Source organism: Streptomyces sp. NPDC002884 (assembly GCF_040295245.1).
GTDB lineage: Bacteria > Actinomycetota > Actinomycetes > Streptomycetales > Streptomycetaceae > Streptomyces.
In genome coordinates this window covers 26,785-46,937 of record NZ_JBEOVB010000006.1, presented here as the reverse complement: position 1 = coordinate 46,937, position 20,153 = coordinate 26,785, and the positions used below count along the sequence as shown (strand labels likewise).

Annotated in this window: 14 protein-coding genes and 1 pseudogene; 2 read left to right on the top strand and 13 right to left on the bottom strand. The window is 71.6% G+C overall.

From position 1 onward, the window contains the following. Positions 1-44 precede the first annotated feature (44 nt). The 6 genes and pseudogenes from ABT070_RS14900 to ABT070_RS14875 all read right to left on the bottom strand — a co-directional run. Positions 45-803, bottom strand: a complete 759-nt coding sequence (locus tag ABT070_RS14900; RefSeq protein ID WP_351759760.1) for a YcnI family protein — start codon at positions 801-803, stop codon at positions 45-47. Positions 804-858: 55 nt separating this feature from the next. Further along, positions 859-1,476: a hypothetical protein gene (locus tag ABT070_RS14895; RefSeq protein WP_351759757.1), complete on the bottom strand. Its 618-nt coding sequence runs from the start codon at positions 1,474-1,476 to the stop codon at positions 859-861. 51 nt (positions 1,477-1,527) lie between these two features. After that, the gene (locus tag ABT070_RS14890; RefSeq protein WP_351759755.1) at positions 1,528-2,790 is read right to left on the bottom strand and encodes an MDR family MFS transporter; all 1,263 of its coding nucleotides are present in this window, start codon (positions 2,788-2,790) and stop codon (positions 1,528-1,530) included. Beyond that, the gene (locus ABT070_RS14885) at positions 2,787-4,580 is read right to left on the bottom strand and encodes an ABC transporter permease subunit (RefSeq protein WP_351759752.1); all 1,794 of its coding nucleotides are present in this window, start codon (positions 4,578-4,580) and stop codon (positions 2,787-2,789) included. Before ABT070_RS14885 ends, ABT070_RS14890 begins: the two co-directional genes overlap by 4 nt. Positions 4,581-4,584: 4 nt before the next feature. Next, complete coding sequence (locus ABT070_RS14880; protein WP_351759749.1) at positions 4,585-6,114, bottom strand: ABC transporter substrate-binding protein; 1,530 nt, start codon at positions 6,112-6,114, stop codon at positions 4,585-4,587. A 166-nt stretch (positions 6,115-6,280) separates the two neighbouring features. Beyond that, positions 6,281-6,808 (bottom strand): annotated as a pseudogene (locus ABT070_RS14875) (GNAT family N-acetyltransferase); the annotation flags it as partial. A gap of 126 nt (positions 6,809-6,934) precedes the next feature. Between ABT070_RS14875 and ABT070_RS14870 the strand changes: the two are divergent. Then, positions 6,935-7,888 carry an ATP-binding protein gene (locus tag ABT070_RS14870; RefSeq protein ID WP_351759746.1) on the top strand — a complete coding sequence of 318 codons (954 nt, stop codon included), beginning with the start codon at positions 6,935-6,937 and terminating at the stop codon, positions 7,886-7,888. A gap of 108 nt (positions 7,889-7,996) precedes the next feature. Here ABT070_RS14870 and ABT070_RS14865 read toward each other — a convergent pair whose 3' ends face one another. The 5 genes from ABT070_RS14865 to ABT070_RS14845 all read right to left on the bottom strand — a co-directional run bounded on the left by ABT070_RS14865 (position 7,997) and on the right by ABT070_RS14845 (position 14,579). Then, on the bottom strand, positions 7,997-9,889 hold the full coding sequence (locus ABT070_RS14865) for a discoidin domain-containing protein (RefSeq protein WP_351759744.1): 1,893 nt from the start codon (positions 9,887-9,889) through the stop codon (positions 7,997-7,999). A gap of 143 nt (positions 9,890-10,032) precedes the next feature. Then, complete coding sequence (locus ABT070_RS14860; RefSeq protein WP_351759741.1) at positions 10,033-11,391, bottom strand: GH1 family beta-glucosidase; 1,359 nt, start codon at positions 11,389-11,391, stop codon at positions 10,033-10,035. Between the two features lie 29 nt (positions 11,392-11,420). Continuing rightward, the gene (locus ABT070_RS14855) at positions 11,421-12,260 is read right to left on the bottom strand and encodes a carbohydrate ABC transporter permease (protein ID WP_351760556.1); all 840 of its coding nucleotides are present in this window, start codon (positions 12,258-12,260) and stop codon (positions 11,421-11,423) included. Between the two features lie 7 nt (positions 12,261-12,267). Further along, the gene (locus ABT070_RS14850; RefSeq protein ID WP_351759738.1) at positions 12,268-13,254 is read right to left on the bottom strand and encodes a carbohydrate ABC transporter permease; all 987 of its coding nucleotides are present in this window, start codon (positions 13,252-13,254) and stop codon (positions 12,268-12,270) included. Between the two features lie 5 nt (positions 13,255-13,259). Beyond that, on the bottom strand, positions 13,260-14,579 hold the full coding sequence (locus ABT070_RS14845; protein WP_351759735.1) for an ABC transporter substrate-binding protein: 1,320 nt from the start codon (positions 14,577-14,579) through the stop codon (positions 13,260-13,262). 230 nt (positions 14,580-14,809) lie between these two features. On the opposite strand from ABT070_RS14845, the gene ABT070_RS14840 reads away from it, so the two are divergent. Next, on the top strand, positions 14,810-16,606 hold the full coding sequence (locus tag ABT070_RS14840; RefSeq protein ID WP_351759732.1) for a pectate lyase-like domain-containing protein: 1,797 nt from the start codon (positions 14,810-14,812) through the stop codon (positions 16,604-16,606). Positions 16,607-16,766: 160 nt separating this feature from the next. Here ABT070_RS14840 and fusA read toward each other — a convergent pair whose 3' ends face one another. Both fusA and ABT070_RS14830 read right to left on the bottom strand, forming a co-directional pair. Further along, complete coding sequence (gene fusA, locus ABT070_RS14835; protein ID WP_351759729.1) at positions 16,767-18,929, bottom strand: elongation factor G; 2,163 nt, start codon at positions 18,927-18,929, stop codon at positions 16,767-16,769. 441 nt (positions 18,930-19,370) lie between these two features. Next, the gene (locus tag ABT070_RS14830) at positions 19,371-20,075 is read right to left on the bottom strand and encodes a nucleotidyltransferase domain-containing protein (protein WP_351759726.1); all 705 of its coding nucleotides are present in this window, start codon (positions 20,073-20,075) and stop codon (positions 19,371-19,373) included. Between the last annotated feature and the right edge of the window lie 78 nt (positions 20,076-20,153).

The window sequence follows — 20,153 nt, the reverse complement described above, 5'->3', positions numbered from 1 at the left end:
CCGGGTGCACGGTCCGGGCCCTGCCCCATGGGCTTCCCGCGTGGTTACGACCGTGCCGACCGCGTCCGTACGACGGCGAAGGCGGCCGCCGCGAGGCCCAGCACGCCGACGACCAGCCCCGCGACGCCCAGCCCGCGGGCGGTGGAGTCACTGGCGTCGGCGGCGGTGACCTGGACCGTGCCGCTCTTGGAACCGGCCGTGCCGCTCGCGCCGTCCGTGGTCTTCGAGGCGCCGTCGGAGGTGCCGGCGCCGTCGTCCGCCGCCGCTGTCAGCTTCAGCACCGGCGCCGGGTTCTCCGGTTCGTCCGCGCCCTCCTCGGCCTCCTCGATCCAGCGGACCGTCTTGCCGTCGGAGTAGGTCTGGAGGGTCTTGAAAGCGAGCGAGCCGGTGTCGTCGGGGAGCTGACCGAAGGCGACGTCGAAGTCCTCGTACTGGCCGGCGCCGATCTTCCCGCCGGTCCAGGTGATCTCGGAGACGGCCTCGGTGATCGTGCCGTCGTCGGTCTTGACGGGCGTCTTGAGCTTCGTGGTCGTCACCTTCGCGGTCCAGCCGTCCTGCGGGTGGACCAGCACGCCGAGCACCGGGTGGTCGGTGGGCAGGAAGACCTGGACCTCGGTGGTGCTCGCGGTGTCCTCCTCGTTGGGGACGCGGAAACTCAGGACGCCGTCGGTGGCGCCCTCGGCGTAGCTCTCGGGGTGCACGGTGACGTGCGCGGAGGCGACACCGGCGGCGGCGAGGACCGCGGCGGCGGCCAGTACGGTGCCGAGACCGGCGCGGCGCAGGGCGGGGTGTGTCGTGGACATGAGTGGGTGATCTCCGTACAGGAAGAAGGGGGTCCGGCTCGGGTCCGGCTCGGGGTCAGATCGCGTACGGGATCGGGGCGGGGGGTCCGCGGCGGCTCACCGCGTGGCGCAGCAGCCGCTGCCGGGGCGGGACGGGAGCCGGGGCGGCGGGGTGGACCGACGGCACGGGCAGCGGGACGGGGGTCCCTCGCCACCAGGCGGCGAGGCCCGGCAGGAAGGCGACCGCCCAGCGCAGCAGCGACCACAGGGCGGCCTCTCCGCGCCGCAGCCACCAGGAGGCGGCCAGGGCGGCGAGGACGTGGGCCGCCGTCGCGTGCGGGGTCATGGCCGCGACGGTGTGGGCGTGCGCGTGCATGCCGTGCGCGTGCATGCCGTGCGCGGACGCCATGGGCATCGCGGGCATGGACCGCGCGGCCGTACGGGAGCGGGCCGCGTCGAAGGCGACGTGCAGGCCTGCCTGGGTGGCCAGCATGGTCGCGCCGATCCCGGGCAGTGCGCGTTCCCGGGCGCCGAGCAGCCACCCGGCGGCGAAGACGGCCAGGAATCCGGCGCCGTCCGCCCACAGTGGCGGCGTGTCACCCGTGGCGAGCCCGTGCCCGGCGGCGGCCAGCAGCACGCACACCGCGGCGAACACCGCGGCGCGCAGACTCCGGACGGCCGGGGACGCACTCATGGTGAGGGATCCTCCCACGTTCGACTGATACGTCGGCCGCCGCTGCCGCGTTCACGTGCGCCCGCGTTCCCGCTCCCCCGCGCGCGCGTCGGCCGCGGGCAGGAGCGCGACGGCGGCCGCCGGTACGGCGGCCAGGAGGAGCCAGGGGACGGCCGGCGGGAGCCCGGCGTCCAGGAGGGCGCCGGTGGCCGCGCTGCCGAGCAGCACGATCAGCCCGGAGACCGAGGACAGTGCCCCGGTGTACAGGCCGAGCCGGCCCTCCGCGGCGAGGTCGGGCACCCAGGCGCGGGCGGCGGGCACGACGAGCATCTGACCGAGCGTGAGCAGCAGGACGAAGCCGGCCGCGGGCAGCAGCCCGGCCGTCCCGGTCCGTCCGGCGGGCAGGGCGGCGGCCACCACGGCGAATCCCGCGGCGATCAGCGCGAGCCCGGCCGCCATGGAGCGGCGCAGGCTCAGCCGCTCCCCCGCCCACCGGGTGACCGGCAGCTGGGTGGTCACCACCAGCAGCGACGACAGCGCGAACAGCCAGGCCAGCGGCGCCTGTGAAGCGGCCGCCCGCTCCACCTCGGCGGGCAGGGCGAGGTAGAGCTGGTTGTAGGCGAGGAGATAGGTGCCGTACGCGCAGCACAGGGCGAGGAAGCGGCGGTTGCGGAGCAACGGGACGGCACCGCCTCGTACTCGGACCCGGGAGCGGCCGGGGATGCGCTGCGGCAGCAGCCAGGCGTGACCGGCGAGGACGAGGACGAAGATACCGGCCCCGGCCAGACACACCGCGCGGAAGTCGACGGCGAGGAGCAGCGCGCCGAGCAGCGGCCCGACGAACGCCCCGGCCTGCCCGGCGACGGTGAACAGCGCGAGCACCCGGGTCCGCGGCCCACCGCCCGACTCCTCGTGCACGACGGCCTGCCGCGCCACCTCGGACTCGACGGCGGGTGAGAACAGCGCGGCCGCGAACCCGGTCAGCAGCACCGCGCCGACGACCATCCAGGTCCGCTCGGCGTACCCGAGCCAGCCGAACCCGGCGATGCGCAGCGCGCACCCGGCGAGGACGACGGGCCGGACGCCGTAGCGGTCGGCCAGCGCCCCGCCGACCACGAACAGCCCCTGCTGGCTGAAGGTCCGCAGCCCCAGCACGAACCCGACCAGCCAGCCCGCCATGCCGACCGCGTCGCCCAAGTGCTCGGCGAGGAAGGGCAATACGGCGAAAAAGCCTACGTTGAAGGCGAGTTGAGTGAGGATCAGCAGGCGCAGAAGAGGGGAGAGCGGCGGCGACCCCTTCGTGCTCCGGCGCGGTGAAAGGCGCGTCGTCGTCATCGCGCGACCGCCAACTCCGTTTTACGGGACGGCTGTTCGTCGGCGATCGGGTCTGCTGTACGAGGTCGCCGTGGACGCGGTCGCCGCAGTCCGCCGGCCGCGGTCACCGCCAGTGCGCCGAGGAGGGCGAGGACGGTGGCGGGGGCGAGGACGGCCCAGGGGGCGCGTTCGGCGTAGGGCTGGTTCTCGGCGAGCAGCAGGCCCCATTCGGGGGACGGCGGCTGGGCGCCGAGACCGAGGAACCCGAGGGAGGCCAGCGCGAGGGCGATACCGGGCAGCCGCAGGAGGGCGTGGCGGGCCACGGGCGGGAGGACGGCGGGCAGGAGCTCACTCCTCAGCAGATGTCCGGGGCCGGCGCCGAGGGAGCGGGTGGCGGTCAGATGGAGGGTGGCCCGCTCCTGCCGCAGCAGCGCGGAGGTGTGGGCGGCGAGGGGCGCCCAGGCCACGACGGCCACGGCGAGAACGGGCGTCGTGGGCCCGCTGCCCCAGACCGCGGCGACGAGGAGCGCGGCGAGCACCGGCGGTACGGCGTTCACGGTGTCGACGAGCGGCCCGGACAGCCGGGGCAGCAGCCCGAGCAGCACTCCGGCCGTCAGCGCGACGGCGCTGACGGCGAGGGCGAGCAGCAGGGTGTCGAGGGCGCCGTGCGCGACCCGGGCGAGGACGTCGCGGCCCAGCGCGTCGGTGCCGAACGGGTGGGCGGCGGAGGGGGGCCGGAGGCGGGCCACGGTGTCGAGGGCGAGCGGATCGCGCGGCAGCCCGAGGGAGATGACGACGGACAGCACAAGACCGTATGCAACGGGCAGGATCCTGCGGACCGGTGGCGGGGGCCGGTGGAGTGTGTGCAGTGCGCCGTCGCGCAGCGCGGGGCCGATGAGGAGCCGGGCCGCGAGCCGGGCGCCGCCGGTGGTGACGGCCGCGAGAGCGACGAGGACGAGAGTGCCGGCCTGGAGGACCGGCAGATCCTGCGCGATCGCGGCCTGGAGGGTGGTCCGGCCGAGCCCGGGGATGTCGAAGATCTGCTCCACGGCGACGGCTCCGCCGGTCAGACCCACGACGAACAGCCCGAGGTTGGGCAGCAGTCCGGGCACACAGCGGCGCAGCGCCTTGCGGGCGATGCTCCGGCCGGGCAGTCCGCGCGCCGCGGCGGCCAGGGCCCAGGGCTCGACGAAGGCGGCCGGCAACTGGTCGTCGAGGAGACGCCCGAGCACCGCGCCGGCGGGCAGGCCCAGGGCGAGCGCGGGCAGTACGGTCCACTGCGGGCCGTACCAGCCGAGAGCGGGCAGCCAACCCCACTGCACCCCGACGACGGTGGCGAGCACGGAAGCGGTCAGGAACTCGGGCAGCGCGGCGAGCACGGCGGAACCGGAGCCACCGGCGGGCCGGCCCTCCAGCCGCCGCCGCGCACCGAGGAAGAGGGTGCGGGCGCACACGCCTGCGGCGGTGACCAGGGCGACCGCCAACGCCACCGCCATCAGCAGCAGCGACGCGCCGAGCGCCTCGAGGACGGCGGGCAGAACGTCGGCTCCGGAGATCCACGAACGTCCGGCGTCGCCGTGCGGCAGCCCCGCCAGCCACTGCCCGAGCAGCCGCAACGGCCCCTCCTCCACACCCAGTTGGGCGCGGATGTCGGCGAGCACCTCGGGGGTGGCGTCACGGTCGGCCGAGCGCGCCTTCAGCACGGTCAGCGCCGGGTCGGTGTGCGACAGCCAGGGCAGCAGCCCGATGCCGCACACCAGCAGCGCGGCCAGCACGGCGCGCCACAGCAGCGCGCCCATCCTGCTCCTCATGCCGTCAGCGCCGGGTCCCGGTGCCGACGAGGGTGCGCTCGTAGGGATCGAGGAGCACACCGCTGACCTCGGCGCCGACACCGGTGATGACGCGCTGGTGGACGAGCGGGACGACGGCGTCCGTGCCGAGGATCGCGGCCTCGGCGGCCAGGGCGGCGCCCTGCCGGTCGTCGGTGTCGGCCACCGTCTGCGCGTGGGCGACGGCCCGGTCGACGCCCTTGTCGCACAGCAGGGCGAGGTTGTAGCCGCCGTCACAGGTGAAGTCGCCGGCCAGGAGGGACACGGGGTCGCCCGTGTCGAGCAGGCTGTTGCGGGCGCCGAGGAAGGCGTCGAACTTCCCCGCGAGCGCGTCACTCTCCAACCTCGAGTACTCCCGCACCTCCAGCTTCACCTTGAAGCCGGCCTTCTCCAGCTGCTGCTTCAACACCTGTGCGGCTTCCGGCAGTTCGGGCCGGTTGTCGTAGGTGGCGAGGGTCAGGGAGGCGCCGTCGGGGCTAGCGGCCTGCGCCCGCCCTGCGGGCGGGACGCGCTTGCCCTCGGCCCAGGTGACGGCCGGCCCGTAGATGCCGGCACCGGCGTCCGCGTGTCCCTCGTAGACGCCCTTGGCGAGCGCCGAGGTGTCGACGGCCGCGCGGGCGGCGGCGCGCAGTGCCGGGTCCTCGAAGACGCCCGACTTCACGTTGAGAAGCAGGCTGGTGGTACGGGTCGTGGCGGTCTCGCGGCGGGTGTCCGCGTCGAGGGTGGCGGCCTGGGAGACGGGTATCGCCTCGGCGACGTCGACCTGACCGGTGCGCAGGGCGTTGGCACGGGCGGTGCCGTCGGCGATGAAGCGCACCTGGACGCCGGAGGCCTGGGCCCGGCCGCCCCAGTAGTCGTCGAAGCGGTCGAGCTCGGCGGCCGTGGCGCCGGTGACCCCGGTGATTTCGAAGGGTCCGGTGGCGGTGCCGGCCGGGTCGACGGCGCCCTTCTTCCCGTAGGCCTTCGCGGCGAGGACGGGGAGGCCGGGGCTGGACAGGCGCAGGGGCAGGACCGGGTCGGGGGCGGCGGTCGTGACGCGTACGCCGGTGCTGCCCTGCGCCTTCGCCGTGAGGGTGACACCGGAGAGCGCGGCCGGGGCCGGCTCGGCCTCGGTGGCGTGCGTGAGGGAGGCGGCGACGGCAGCGGGCGTGACCTCCGTACCGTCCTGGAAGGCGGCCTCGCGCAGGGTGAACAGCCAGTTGCGGTCGTCCTCGCGGCGCCAGGACGCGGCGAGCGCGGGGGCGGCGGCGCCGTTGGCGTCGAGGGCGGTCAGCCCCTCGGTGACGCCGAGACGGCTGAGGATCGTGGCGTCGGCGCCGTAGGGGGAGAGGTTCTCGGCGGGCGGGAAGGCGAGGGCGACGCGCAGCCGGGAGCCGTCGTCGGCGCCGGAGGCCGCACCGCCGCCGCCACCGGAGGAGGCGAAGCAGCCGGCGAGCAGCGGCGTGAGGAAGAACGCGGCGAGAAGCCGCGGAGGACGGGCGCCGCGGGGACGGCGGGGACGGCGATGGAAGCGCATGGAGTTACCGGCCTGTGGGACGAGGGCGAGAGGAGGAAGGAGCGCCAGGAGCGCCAGAAGCGGCAGGAGCGGCAGGAGCGGCAGGAGTGTCAGGAGCGGCGGCGACAGAGGGGACCGAGGGAGCCGAGGGAGCGAAAGGGGAGGGGGAGGCGGGGAGGAGGACGTCGAGGGGAACGTCGAAATGCACGATGCCCTGACCGCCGGTCACCCCTTCCCGCTCGTCGTGCACGACCGTGCCGAGCGACCGCCAGAACCCCTCGGCGCCCTCCACGGCGGGGTCCGTGTGCAGATAGGCGGACCGATAGCCGCCGTCCGCGACCGCGAAGGCGAGGAGTTCGGCGACCAACCGCCTGGCGAGGCCGCGCCGACGGTGTTCCCTGCGGACGTAGACACGGCGCAGTTGCGCGGTCGTGCCGCAGGGGTAGCGCTCGGCGACATGACGTGGGTTCGGCGGGTGCGCGGGCCCCCGGGAGTCCAGTGCCGCCGTGGCGACGACCTCACCGTCCGCGCCGTCGCGCGCGACCAGCAGGGTGTGGCGGGCCGGGACGAGGTAGGCGGCGACGGGGTCGATGATGTCGGCGTGCCAGCGAGGCACGTAACCGGTACCGAAATCGCGGTAGACGGTGTCGAGCATGACGGCTCGGGCACCGTCGAGGTCCTCGGGGCCCGCGGGCCTGATGCAGTAGTCACGCACTTGCGCATCATATGCATTAAGCGCAGAAGGTTGATCACTTAACCACCACTCCCGGATTTGACAGAGATCACGGCCCGCCCCTAAATCTAGCCACATGACTTTCATTTTCAACAAGGGGGTGCTGTGATGCGCGTCGCGTTCGTGGGGAAGGGCGGCAGCGGCAAGACGACCCTGTCGGCCCTGTTCGCCCGGCAGTTGGCGCGATCCGGCGCAGCGGTGCTGGCCGTGGACGGCGACATCAACCAGCATCTGTCCGAGGCACTGGACCCCACGGCGGGCACGGCGCGCTTCACGGCCCCGCCGCTGGCGGCGCATCTGGGCGACATCAAGGACCTGCTGCGCGGCACCAACGCGCGGATCACCTCCCGCGAGGCGATGGTCAAGACGACCCCGCCGGGCCGCGGCTCACGGCTGCTGCGCCTGCTGGGTGACGACGAACTGCACGGGCGGCACGTCCGGAAGGTCGGTGGCGTGCCGTTGATGGTGACGGGCGAGTTCGACGAGAGCGACCTGGGGGTGGCCTGCTACCACTCCAAACTGGGCGCAGTGGAGCTCTATCTGAGCCACCTGGTGGACGGCCCCGGCGAGTACCTCGTGATGGACATGACGGCCGGCGCCGACGCCTTCGCCTCCGGCCTCTTCACCCGTTTCGACATGACGTTCCTGGTGGCCGAGCCCACCCGCAAGGGCGTCTCCGTCTACCGCCAGTACCGCGACCACGCCCGCGAGTTCGGCATCCCCCTCGCCGTGGTCGGCAACAAGGTGACCGGCGAGGACGACCTGCTCTTCCTCAAGGAGGAGGTGGGCGACGACCTCCTCACCCACCTCGTCCTCTCCCCCTGGGTCCGCTCGGCCGAACGGGGTTCTCCTCAAGGCGAGTTGGAGGGAGCCAACCGCCATGCCCTCAACCTCCTGCGCGAGACGGTCGACGCCCGCGAGAAGAACTGGCCGGTCCTCCACCGCCACGCCGTGGAGTTCCACCTCCGCAACGCCCGCGCCTGGGCGGACGCGGCGACCGGTCAGGACCTGGCCGCCCAGGTGGACCCGGAGTTCGTCCCGGGCCCGGCATCACTTCACTGACCTGCCCTCCCCCTCCACCTCCCGCAGGCGGGCCGACCGGATCCCCGCACGGTCGGCCCGTTCACGGGCGGCAGCCGGGAGAAGGCGCCCTCGGCCGTGTGCACGCGGCTACCCCTTCTGCTCCACCCGCACCCAGTCCACCTCCGCCTGCACTCCCCCGCCGGCGATCCGGTCCACGCTCGACTGCGGCAGGCCCCAGTACGGGGTCGTGACCTGGTTCCAGCCTGCCGGGTACGCGCCGCCGAGGGCGAGGTTGAGGATCACGTACTGGTTGTGGCCGTAGACCCACTGGCCCCGGGTGGACTCGAGCTTGTTGCGGGTCGTCTCCTGGACGAGGCGGTCGTCGACGGAGAAGCGCATGCCGGTCGGCGTCCACTCCACGGCGTACGTGTGCCAGGCGTCGGCCCGGCCACCGTTCGGGTAGGTCTGGCGGGCGCCGATGTTGCCGTCCGCGGAGTAGCCGGGGCCGTGCAGGGCGGAGCTGGTCCAGTCGGCGTAGCCGATGTTCTCCATGATGTCGGTCTCGCCGGAGGCGGGCCAGGACACGGAGGGGTCGTCGACGTTGCTGCCCAGCAGCCAGAAGGCGGGCCAGAATCCGTCGCCGACGGGCAGCTTCATCCGGGCGCTGACCCGGCCGTACGTGAAGTCGAACCGGGTGTTGGTGTCCACGCGGCCGGAGGTGAAGTCGTAGGTGCCGCCGCCCGCCGGGGTGCAGCCCTTGCAGTACTTGGCCCGCAGGACCAGAGCGCCGTTCTCGGTGCGGATGTTCTCGGTCGAGTCGACGTACGCCTGCGCCTCTCCGTTGACGGATCCCATCTCCGTTCCGGTGCGTACGACACGCCACTTGGAGCGGTCGAGGGACGCGGTGGTGAAGTCGTCGAAGAACGTCGTCCGGTACGTGCCCTGCTGCTCGCCGGGGAGGGCCGGGTAGGCGGCCGATGCGCTGCCGCCGGTGCCCCAGACCTCGAACTCGTAGAGGGAGTAGCCGAACTGGGCGGTGGCGGGGGCCGGGTTGTAGAAGGAACGGCGTTCCTTGCCGAGCATCCGGACGTAGCGACCGGTCTCGGGCCGGCTCAGTCGCACGCTGTCGCGCACGCCGACCGCCTCGGACGGGGATTTCACATTCGCCCGCCGCGTGGCGACCTCGGCGGCGGACGGCTGGTACACGGTGCGCCAGGTGCGGTTGTCGTCGGAGACCTGGAGCCGGTAGTCGACGGCGTAGGCCGCCTCCCAGTACAGCTCGACCGTGTCGATCGTCGAGGTCGCGCCGAGGTCGACGGTGACCCAGCGGTCCGCGTTCCAGTCGCTCGACCAACGGGTGGCGTCGTCCTTCAGATTTGCCGGGTGGCCGCCGTCGGTGACGAACGCCGGTGAGTTTCCGGCGTGTTGGTAGTAGTCGGCAGTGGCGGGGTGGTGGAGGGCGAGGTTGGTGCGCAGGGTGGAGGCGGGGGCGGGCTCACCGCCGTAGACCTTGAAGGAGTAGAGCGAGTAGCCGTACGGCGTGGCGCGTTCCAGACCGCGCAGACGGACGTAGCGGCCCGTCACCTCCTGGGGGTAGGTGTGCGCGGTGACCGACCCTCCGGTGCCGGCGGTCTCCGTGTAGAAGGGGGTCCAGTCGGTGCCGTTCTTCGACACCTCCAGGACGTAGCGCTTGCCGTAGGCGGCCTCCCAGTCCAGGACGACCCGGTCGACGCGGACGGTGGTGCCGAGGTCGAGACGGATCCAGGCGTCGTCGGCGAAGTTGCTGGACCAGCGGGTGGCGCCGTCGCCGTCGAAGGCGAGGCCGGGAGCGGTGCCGCCGTTCTCGCTGCCGGAGGCGGTGACCGCGGCCGGGTTCGCGGCGTACGCGGCGGCGGCGCGGTCGGCGTCCCAGGCGGGGGCGTCGGCGGTGGGCGCCGCGGCCGCGACCGGCGCCATGAGGGCCGGACCCGCGCTCAGCAGGGCCAGGGCGGCGACAGCGGTCAGGAGGGTGCGGGGAGTGCGAGCGGTGCGTGGGGACATGCGGCTCTCCTCGGTCGGGACGGGCAATTAATGTCGTGCTCATGACATGGCAGGTGCTCATGGCTCATCGCGCACGGGCATCCAGGGAAGTGGGGCGCGGCGGGCGCGCGCTCCCGCACCCGCGCCCGCCGCGCCCCGTGGCCTCAGGCCGCCTTGGCCACCCCTTCCCGGTGGCGACGGATGATCTCCGCGTAGTGGCGTCCGGTGCCCTTGATCGTGCGGGCCTGGGTGCGGTAGTCGACATGGACGAGGCCGAAGCGCTTGTCGTAGCCGTACGCCCACTCGAAGTTGTCCAGCAGGGACCAGGCGAAGTAGCCGGCCAGCGGGGCGCCCTTGCGGGCGGCGGAGGCGCAGGCCGCGAGATGGCCGGTCAGGTAGGCCTGGCGCTCGGGGTCGTCGACGGTGCCGTCGGGGCGGACGACGTCCGGGTACGCGGAACCGTTCTCCGTGACGTACAGCCGACGGGCGCCGTACTCCTCGGTCAGACGCAGCAACAGGGTCTCGATACCGCTCGGGTCGACCTCCCAGTCCATTCCGGTGCGCGGGACACCGGCATGGCGTACGGAACGAGCGTGCGGAGCGGGACCGTCGGGGTCGTCACTCACCCTCGCGGGGAAGTAGTAGTTCAGGCCCAGCCAGTCCAGCGGAGCGGCGATCGTCGCCAGGTCGCCCGGCTGTTCCGGGAGTTCCACGCCGTACACCTCCCGCATGTCGGCCGGGAAGCCCCGTCCGTGAACCGGGTCGAGCCACCAGCGGTTGGTGTGGCCGTCCATGCGGTGGGCGGCGGCGATGTCCTCGGGGCGGTCGGTGGCCGCGTGGACGGTGGAGAGGTTGTTGACGATGCCGATCTCGGCGCGCGGGACGGCCGCCCGGATGGCCTGGACGGCGAGTCCGTGCCCGAGGAGCAGATGGTAGGAGGCGCGGACGGCCGCCGTCAGGTCCGTGAGGCCGGGGGCCATCTTGCCCTCGAGGTGACCGATCCAGGCCGAGCACAGGGGTTCGTTCAGGGTGGCCCAGTGGCTGACGCGGTCGCCCAGCCGCTCGGCGACGACCGCCGCGTACGCGGCGAAGTGCTCGGCGGTGTGCCGCTCGGGCCAGCCGCCGCGGTCCTGGAGAACCTGTGGCAGATCCCAGTGGTAGAGGGTGACGGACGGGGTGATGCCCGCCTCCAGCAGGCCGTCGATCAACTTGTCGTAGAAGTCGAGGCCCTTGGGGTTCGGCGGCCCGTCGCCGCCCGGCAGCACCCGGGGCCACGAGATCGACAACCGGTACGCGTTGGAGCCGAGTTGGCGCATCAGACCGATGTCCTCGCGCCAGCGGTGGTAGTGGTCGCAGGCGACGTCACCGTGGTCGTCGTCCGCGATCTTTCCGGGAGTGTGCGAGAAGGTGTCCCAGATCGACGGCGAACGGCCGTCCTCCGCCACGGCTCCCTCGATCTGGTACGCCGAGGTGGCGGTCCCCCACAAGAAGTCCTGGGGCAGGGCGGCAAAGTCGATGGTCACTGAAGTCCCTTCGGAATCGGGCGGGTTGCTCACTTCACGGCTCCGGCCGTCAGTCCGGCGACGAGATAGCGCTGGAGCAGCAGGAAGCCGGCCACCACGGGCACGCTCACGACCAGCGAGGCGGCCATGATCTGGTTCCAGTAGACGTCGTTGAGGGTGGAGTAGCCCTGGAGTCCGACGGCCAGCGTGCGGGTGGTGTCGTTGGTCATGACGGAGGCGAACAGCACCTCACCCCAGGCGGTCATGAAGGCGTAGACGGCGACCGCCACGATGCCGGGTATGGCGGCCGGCACGACGATCCGGAAGAGCGCGCCGAGCGGACCGCAGCCGTCCACCAGCGCCGCCTCGTCGAGGTCGCGCGGCACCGAGTCGAAGTAGCCGATCAGCATCCAGATGGAGAAGGGGAGGGAGAAGGTCAGATACGTCAGGATCAGGCCCCCGCGCGATCCGAACAGCGCGATGCCGGTGGCGTTGCCGATGTTGACGTAGAGCAGGAACAGCGGGAGGAGGAAGAGGATGCCCGGGAACATCTGCGTCGACAGCACGGTGACCGTGAAGGCCCGTTTCCCACGGAAGTCGTAACGGCTTACCGCGTAGGCGCTGAACACGGCGATCACCACGGAGCAGACCGTCGCCGCGCCCGCCACGACCAGCGAGTTCACGAAGTACCTGGCGAGCGGGACCGTCGACCAGATGTCGATGTACGGGCGGATCGTCAGGCCGCTGGGCAGCCAGTGGAACTCGCCCGTGACGTCGGCGAGGGGTTTCAGGGAGCTGGAGATCATCACGTACACCGGCAGCAGCACGAAGCCGGTGAGCAGGGTGAGGAAGATCCGCCGGGACCAGAGGAACGAACTCGGCGGAGTCAGCGGGGAGTTACGACGCACGGGAGGTCCTCCGTCCGCGCGAGGTGACGGCGAGGTAGACGCCCGTCACGGCCAGCAGGAAGAGCAGCAGCAGGACCGACATCGCCGAACCCGTGCCGAAGTTCCAGGTCACGAAGGAGGCCTGGTAGATGTGGACCGAGATGAGATCCGCGGCCTCGGGGGCGGCCCTGCCGAAGAGGACGAACGGCGTGTTGAAGTCGTTGAACGTCCACAGGAACAGCACCAGGATCAGGACCTGGTTGACCGGGCCCAAGGACGGCAGGGTGATGCGGCGGATCTGCTGCCACATGCCCGCGCCGTCCAGTGCGGCCGCCTCGTACAGCTCGCCGGGGATGTTCTGCAGGCCGGCCATGACGATGAGGAAGGCGAACGGCCAGCCCTTCCACACCGACACGGTGAGCAACGCGTAGAAACTGTTGTCGCCGATCAGCCAGAAGGACGGCTTGTCGGTGAGGTGCAGCTGATCGTGCAGGACATGGTTCACCAGGCCGTTGTCGTGCTGGAACATGAAGACCCAGGTGATCACGGCCGCGTAGACCGGCAGGGCGTACGGCACCAGGAAGAGCGCCCTCAGCAGACCCCGGCCGCGGAAGGTGTCCTGCATGAAGATCGCCGCCGCGGTGCCGATGAGCCAGCACAGGCCCACCGACAGCAGGGTGAAGCCGACGGTGACGAGGAAGGAGTGCAGCAGGGCCTCGCCGACGGGGGCGTCGAAGTCCACCGACACCTTGTAGTTGTCGAGGCCGGACCAGGGCGCCGTGCCCCAGTCGCGGATGTAGAACTGGGTGAGCTCCTTGAAGCTCATCACGATGCCGATCACCATCGGCACCAGATGGACGAGGAGTTCGAGGACCAGGGCGGGCAGAAGCAGCAGGTAGGGCAGTCCGATACGGCGGATCCGGCCGGGGCGCGGGCGCGGGGCCCGGCCGGGGCCAGGGTCCACCCGAGGCTTTTCGACCTCGGCTGTGGTGGTCATCCGGCTCACTTCGCCGGCATCTGCTGCTGGGCCTTGGCGAGCTTGGCCTTGACCGACTCGGCGGTCACCGGACGGCCGGCGGCCGCGTCGGCGAACAGTTCCTTGACGGCCGTACCGATCACCGTCTCGAACTGGGACTCGTCGGCGACCTGCGGCAGCGCGGCGGCGCTCTTGGCGAGGGTGTCCTTCAGGACCGCGTTCGCGGGCGAGTTGAACCCGGCGTCCGACTGGGCGGAGGCGACGGGCGGGATGGTGCTGTAGGCCTTGTTGAGGATCTTCTGCTCCTCGTCGCCGGTCATGAACTTCACGAACTCGGTGGCGCCGTCGAGGTTGTCGGTGTTCTTGAAGACCGCCAGGTTGATGCCCGCGACCATCGAGTTGACCTGGGCGCCGGTTCCGGGGGTGCCGGACTGCACGGGCACCGGGGCGATGCCGTACTTGTCCTCGCTCATGCCCTGGGACTTGAGGTTGGCGGACGCGGACTGCCACAGCAGCATCGCCGTCTTGCCCTTGGCGAAGTCGCTCACGGACTGGTTCTGCGCGTACTCGGCGTTGCCCGGCGGGATGGCCTTGTCCTTCGCCATCAGGTCGACGTACTGCTTGACCGCCGAGACCGCGCCGTCGGACGTGAAGTCGGGCTTCCCGTCGGCGGTGAAGAAGTCGGCGCCGTGCTGCTTGGCGAAGACGAAGACGTGATGGACGTTCTCCGAGACGTTCGCGCCCTCGGCGCCCAGGACCTGCTTGCCCTTCGCCTGGATCTTCTTGCCGTCGGCCACCACCTCGGCCCAGGTGGCGGGCGGTTGGGCGATGCCGGCGTCGGCGAAGATCTGCTTGTTGTAGTAGAGGGCGTAGGCCATCGAGTACAGCGGCACCGCGGCCGGGTCCTTGCCCTCCGCTCCGGTCGAGCCGAGGGCGGAGTCGACGAAACGGTTTCTGCCGCCGATCTTCGCGAAGTTCGCCTCGTCCCAGGGCAGCAGCGCGCCCGTGGCCTGGAGCGAGGCCGACCAGGTGTTGCCGATGTTGAGGACGTCGGGGCCCTGGCCGGACGTGGTCGCCGTGAGGATCCGGTTGAGCAGGTCCGACCAGGGGACGACCTCCAGCTTCACCTTGATCCCGGTCTGCTTCTCGAACTTGTCGAGCTCCGGCTGGAGGACCTTCTTGTCCACCTCGATGCTCGCGCCCTGGTTCGAGGCCCAGTACGTCAGGGTCTTCGGCGAGTCGTTGGAACCTTCGCCGTCCGTCGAGGTGCCGCCTCCACAGGCCGTGGCCGCGAGGGCGAGTGACATGAAGACGGCGCCTGTGGCCGCGGCTCGGATCGTGCGCATGGGTCGGCTCCCGGTGTCATCAGGACTTAATTTAGGACGTGAGTTAAACCTCGGAAGAGGGCTGCGTCAAGAGTTCCGGCACAGTCCGGGGAACTCCGGTCGCACCACTTGACGCGCACGTTCAGGTAGTTGAAGCATTCAACGCTGAGAGAGCGCTCTCAAGACAGCGATCGTTCACTTCCTTAAATCAGCCGTTCACTTCGAGCGGCCTGGACCGAGGAGAGCCGCCCATGCCCCACACTCCGTCGTCGAAGACGCCCGCCGTGCGCCGCAGAGCGGTCCTCGCCGCCGCCGCCACCGCCGCGGCAGCCCCCGCCCTGGCCGGACTGGCCTCCGCGCCGGCCTCCGCCGCCCCGCGCGGAAAGCGTGTGCGCGCCCTCCCGGGCGGTGGTGACCTCGGCCCGAACGTCCTTGTCTTCGACCCGTCGACACCGGACATCCAGGCCCGGCTGGACGCGGTGTTCCGACAGCAGGAGTCGGCCCAGTTCGGCACCGGACGCTACGCGTTGCTCTTCCGCCCCGGCGCCTACCACGGCCTCAACGCCCAACTCGGCTTCTACACCTCGATCGCGGGCCTCGGGCTCTCCCCCGACGACACGACCATCAACGGCGACGTGACCGTCGACGCGGGCTGGTTCGGCGGCAACGCCACGCAGAACTTCTGGCGTTCGGCGGAGAACCTCGCGCTCGTCCCGGTCAGCGGCACCAACCGGTGGGCGGTCGCCCAGGCGGCCCCCTTCCGCCGGATGCACATACGCGGCGGCCTCAACCTCGCCCCGTCCGGCTATGGTTGGGCCAGTGGCGGCTACATCGCCGACAGCCGTATCGAGGGCGAGATCGGCCCGTACTCCCAGCAGCAGTGGTACACCCGGGACAGCGCGATCGGCAGCTGGCTCAACGGCGTGTGGAACATGGTGTTCTCGGGGGTGGAGGGCGCCCCCGCGCAGAGCTTCCCCAACCCGCCGTACACCACGCTCGACACGACGCCGGTCTCCAGGGAGAAGCCCTTCCTGTACGTCGACGGCGCCGGCGCGTTCCGCGTCTTCCTGCCCGCCAAGCGCACCAATGCGCGCGGGGTCACCTGGGGCAACGGCACCCCGCGCGGCAGCTCACTGTCCCTGTCGCGGTTCTACGTCGCCAAGCCGGGCGTCTCCGCCGCCACGCTCAACCAGGCGCTCGCACAGGGGCTGAACCTGCTGCTGACCCCGGGGATCTACCACCTCGACCGGCCGATCCAGGTGAACCGCGCCGACACCGTCGTGCTCGGCCTGGGTTACGCCACCCTGATCCCGGACAACGGCGTCACCGCGGTGAAGGTGGCCGACGTCGACGGCGTCCGGCTGGCGGGCTTCCTCGTCGACGCCGGACCCGTCAACTCCCCCACCCTGCTGGAAGTCGGTCCGCCCGGAGCCTCGCGCGACCACTCCGCCAACCCCACCACCGTCCAGGACGTGTTCGTCCGGATCGGCGGGGCGGGCGCCGGCAAGGCCACCACCAGCCTGGTGATCAACAACCGGCACACGATCGTCGACCACACCTGGATCTGGCGCGCCGACCACGGCGAGGGCGTCGGCTGGCAGACCAACCGGGCCGACTACGGCCTCGTCGTCAACGGCCACGACGTGCTGGCCACGGGCCTGTTCGTGGAACACTTCAACAAGTACGACGTGCAGTGGAACGGTCAGCGCGGCCGCACGATCTTCTTCCAGAACGAGAAGGCCTACGACGCGCCGAACCAGGCGGCGATCCAGAACGGCTCGGTGAAGGGATACGCCGCCTACAAGGTCGGCAACCACGTCACCGCGCACGAGGGCTGGGGGCTGGGCAGCTACTGCTTCTACAACGTCGATCCGACGATCGTCCAGCACCACGGCTTCGCCGCCCCGAACGTACCGGGGGTGAAGTTCCACGACCTGCTGGTGGTCTCGCTGGGCGGCCAGGGCCAGTACGAGCACGTCATCAACGACCTCGGGGCGCCGACCTCCGGCACGTCGACGGTGCCGTCGACGGTGGTGTCGTATCCCTGATCCGCCTGCGCGGTGACGACCCTGATGCGGCGCGGGCCCCGCCCCGTGGACGAGCGGGGTGGCACGCGCCTGTGGTTCGTGCCACGAACACCAGGTGTTCGTGGCACGAACCGACAAGGCGGCGTGCGACCTGCGCCCTCACGGGGCGAGGCTTGGGCTCCTACCGCGTCATCGCCGTCGCCGGCGCCGGGGCGTACCCCGTCGGCCGGGCCGAGAAGGTGCCTCGGCCCTGGGTCCGGCTGCGCAGGCGGGTCGCGTAACCGAACAGTTCGGCCAGCGGCACGGTGGCGGTGACCACCGCCGAACCGCCGCGCACGGCCGAGTCGGTGACCCGCCCGCGCCGCGCGGCCAGATCGCCGAGGACGCCGCCGACGGCGTCCTCGGGAACGGTGACCGTGACCTCGACGACCGGTTCCAGCACGACCATCGCACAGCCGCGCAGGGCTTCCCGCAGCCCGAGTCGGCCTGCCGTGCGGAAGGCCATCTCGGAGGAGTCCTTCACATGGGTCGCCCCGTCCGTCAGGGTGACCCGGAGCCCGGTGACCGGGTGACCGCCCACGGGCCCCTCGGCGAGGGCGTCCCGGCAGCCGGCCTCGACCGCGCGGACGTACTCCTGCGGCACCCGTCCGCCGACGACGGTCGATCGGAACGTGAAACCGGTTTCAGCAGCGCCTCCCGGTTCGTCCGTCTCCGCGCCGAGCGGCTCGACATCGAGCACGATCTGCGCGAACTGGCCCGCTCCACCGTCCTGTTTGACATGCCGGAAGACCAGACCGGACACCCCGCGGGCGACCGTCTCGCGGTAGGTCACCCTCGGGCGCCCCACGCCGACCTCCAGACCGAGGCTGCGGCGGATCTTCTCCACCGCCACCTCCAGATGCAGTTCACCCATGCCCGAGAGCACGGTCTGACCGGTCTCCGGATCGGTCCGGACTACCAGCGAGGGGTCCTCCTCGGCCAGCCGCGCAAGTGCCGAGGCCAGCCGGTCGGCGTCGGTGCTCGTGCGCGCCTCGACCGCCACGGAGACGACCGGGTCGGCGACCCCGGGCGGTTCGAGAACGACCCGTGCCCCCGGCGCGCTCAGCGTCGAACCCGCACGGGCCGACTTCAGCCCGATCACGGCCACGATGTCCCCGGCGACCGCGCGCTCCAGCTGCGCGTGCCGGTCGGCCTGCACACGCAGGATCCGGCCGATCCGCTCGACACGCCGCGCGCCCGAGTCCCATACCGCGTCTCCCTTCTCGATCGTGCCCGAGTACACCCGCAGATAGGTGAGCCGGCCCGTGGGGGTCGCGGCGACCTTGAACGCGAGCGCCGCGAACGGTGCGCCGGGGTCGGCGGGTCGCTGTTCGCCCCCGGCATCCTGCGTACGGTCGGCACTCGCGCGCGCGGGGTCGGCACCTTCGTCCGTACCGCCCTTGGTGTTTCGCATACCGTCGACGCCACCAGGCATACCGCATACCGGCGGCACGTCCAACGGCGACGGCAGGTAGGCGACGACGGCGTCGAGCAGCGGTTCGATCCCGCGATTGCGGTAGGCGGAGCCGCACAGGACGACCACGCCGTCGCCGGTGCGGGTCAACTCGCGCAGAGCGCCGGAGAGGGTCTCGACGGAGAGTGTCTCCCGGTCGCAGAACTCCTCCAGGGCGGCCGGGTGCCGCTCCGCCACAGCTTCCTCCAGCAGCCGGCGCCGGCGCAGCGCCTCCTCGCGGAGACCGTCCGGCACGACGTCCTCGACGGCCGTCTCGCCGCCGTCGGTCCAGGTCAGCGCACGCATGCGCAGCAGGTCGACGACGCCGGTGAAGCCGTCTTCGGTGCCGATCGGCAGTTGTACGACCAGGGGGAGCGGATGGAGCCGCTCCCTGATCGACGCCACCGCGGCGTCGAGGTCGGCGCCCACCCGGTCCAGCTTGTTGACGAACGCGATCCTCGGTACGCCGTGCCGGTCGGCCTGCCGCCACACGGACTCGCTCTGCGGTTCCACGCCCGCGACGGCGTCGAACACCGCCACCGCCCCGTCGAGCACCCGCAGGGATCGTTCGACCTCGTCGGCGAAGTCGACGTGCCCCGGGGTGTCGATCAGGTTGATGCGGTGACCGTCCCAGTCGCAGCTGACGGCCGCGGCGAAGATGGTGATTCCACGGTCGCGCTCCTGGGGGTCGAAGTCGGTGATGGTCGTGCCGTCGTGGACCTCGCCGCGCTTGTGCGTGGTCCCGGTGGCGTACAGGATCCGCTCCGTGACGGTGGTCTTGCCGGCGTCGACGTGGGCGAGGATGCCCAGGTTGCGCACGGCGGAGAGATGACGGTCGAGGTGGTTGCGCACGGCCCTTGGCCTTTCGGGGTGTTTCCGGGAACGGGCAGCGCGATTTTCCGGACGTACGCCGAGGCACGTGGTCACGTGCCGATACGTGCTGATGCGTGCTAATGCGTTGACACGTCGTCAGATACGGGACCTCAGTGAGGCGTTGCTGTACTCAGGCGTCCGTCAGGACGTCCGGTGCCGGCCGCGCAGCGAGCACCGGACGGACGGAGACACGAGGATCACCTCGTAGCGGGATCGGGGAGCGACGACAGCGGTGTGGTCACGCATGGCCGGGCCCCCCTCGTTCGTCTCGGTACCGCGCCGCCCGTGTCGTGGGCCGCGCTCGGTTCTGGCGAGTGTAGGGGCGAACGGGCCCGCCCCGCACTTGATTTGACGCACGCGCCACGTGGCCGTGCCGGCACCGTTCCCTCTCCCGGCGCAGACCGCGAGCGCGCCCGTCGGTCACCCGCTCGTGGTCTGCGCCGCCGTGTAGAACTGCCTTCGCACCCGGCGCAGCCAGGCGTCGGCGGCCGTGTCGTCGGGCTGTTCGGGGAGCACGCTGCGCGTCTCGGCGAACGCCTCCTCGAAGCCGCTCAGCAGCGGCAGCGCCGCCTCGGGATCGGCCGCGACCTGCTCACCGAACCTGTGGTAGCTCTCGGGATCGTCGACGCGGATCGTCAACCGTCCCGTGGCATACAGCTCGTAGCCCTGGGTGCACAGTCGCTTGAGGTGACGGGCGTGTTTGGCGGTCCGTTTACGGGTGTCGGCGACGACAGGGCCTTCGCTGCGGTTGCGCAGCCTGCGGAACTGCTGCGTGGCGTAGCCGAGATAGGCGTCCCGGACCCGACGGGCGCCGAGCAACGTCCCACGGATGGCGATGAGCTCCTCGCCGAGCGGTGTCCGCACCTCGTACAGCTCGTCCGGCAGCCAGACGAGTTCCATCACGGTGGGGTTGCCGCCGAGGGCGAGTCGGCACCACTTGCCCGCCTCGTGCAGGGTGCGGTCGGGTGCCGTGCTGACGTGCGACTCCTTGGGCGGGTGCAGACCGTGCAGGTCGTCGGTGGAGGCGGCGAACATGCCGAGCCGGTCCACGTCGGAGCCTTGGTGGGCGAGCCCGTAGGCGGTCGAGCCGACGATGCCGGACAGCAGGATGTTGGTGACGGTCACAGGTGCCCCCGGTCGTTCCCCTGATGGTGATCACCTGCCCCCTCGGCCGGGCGGCAGGACCGCCATGATGCCCCGGCT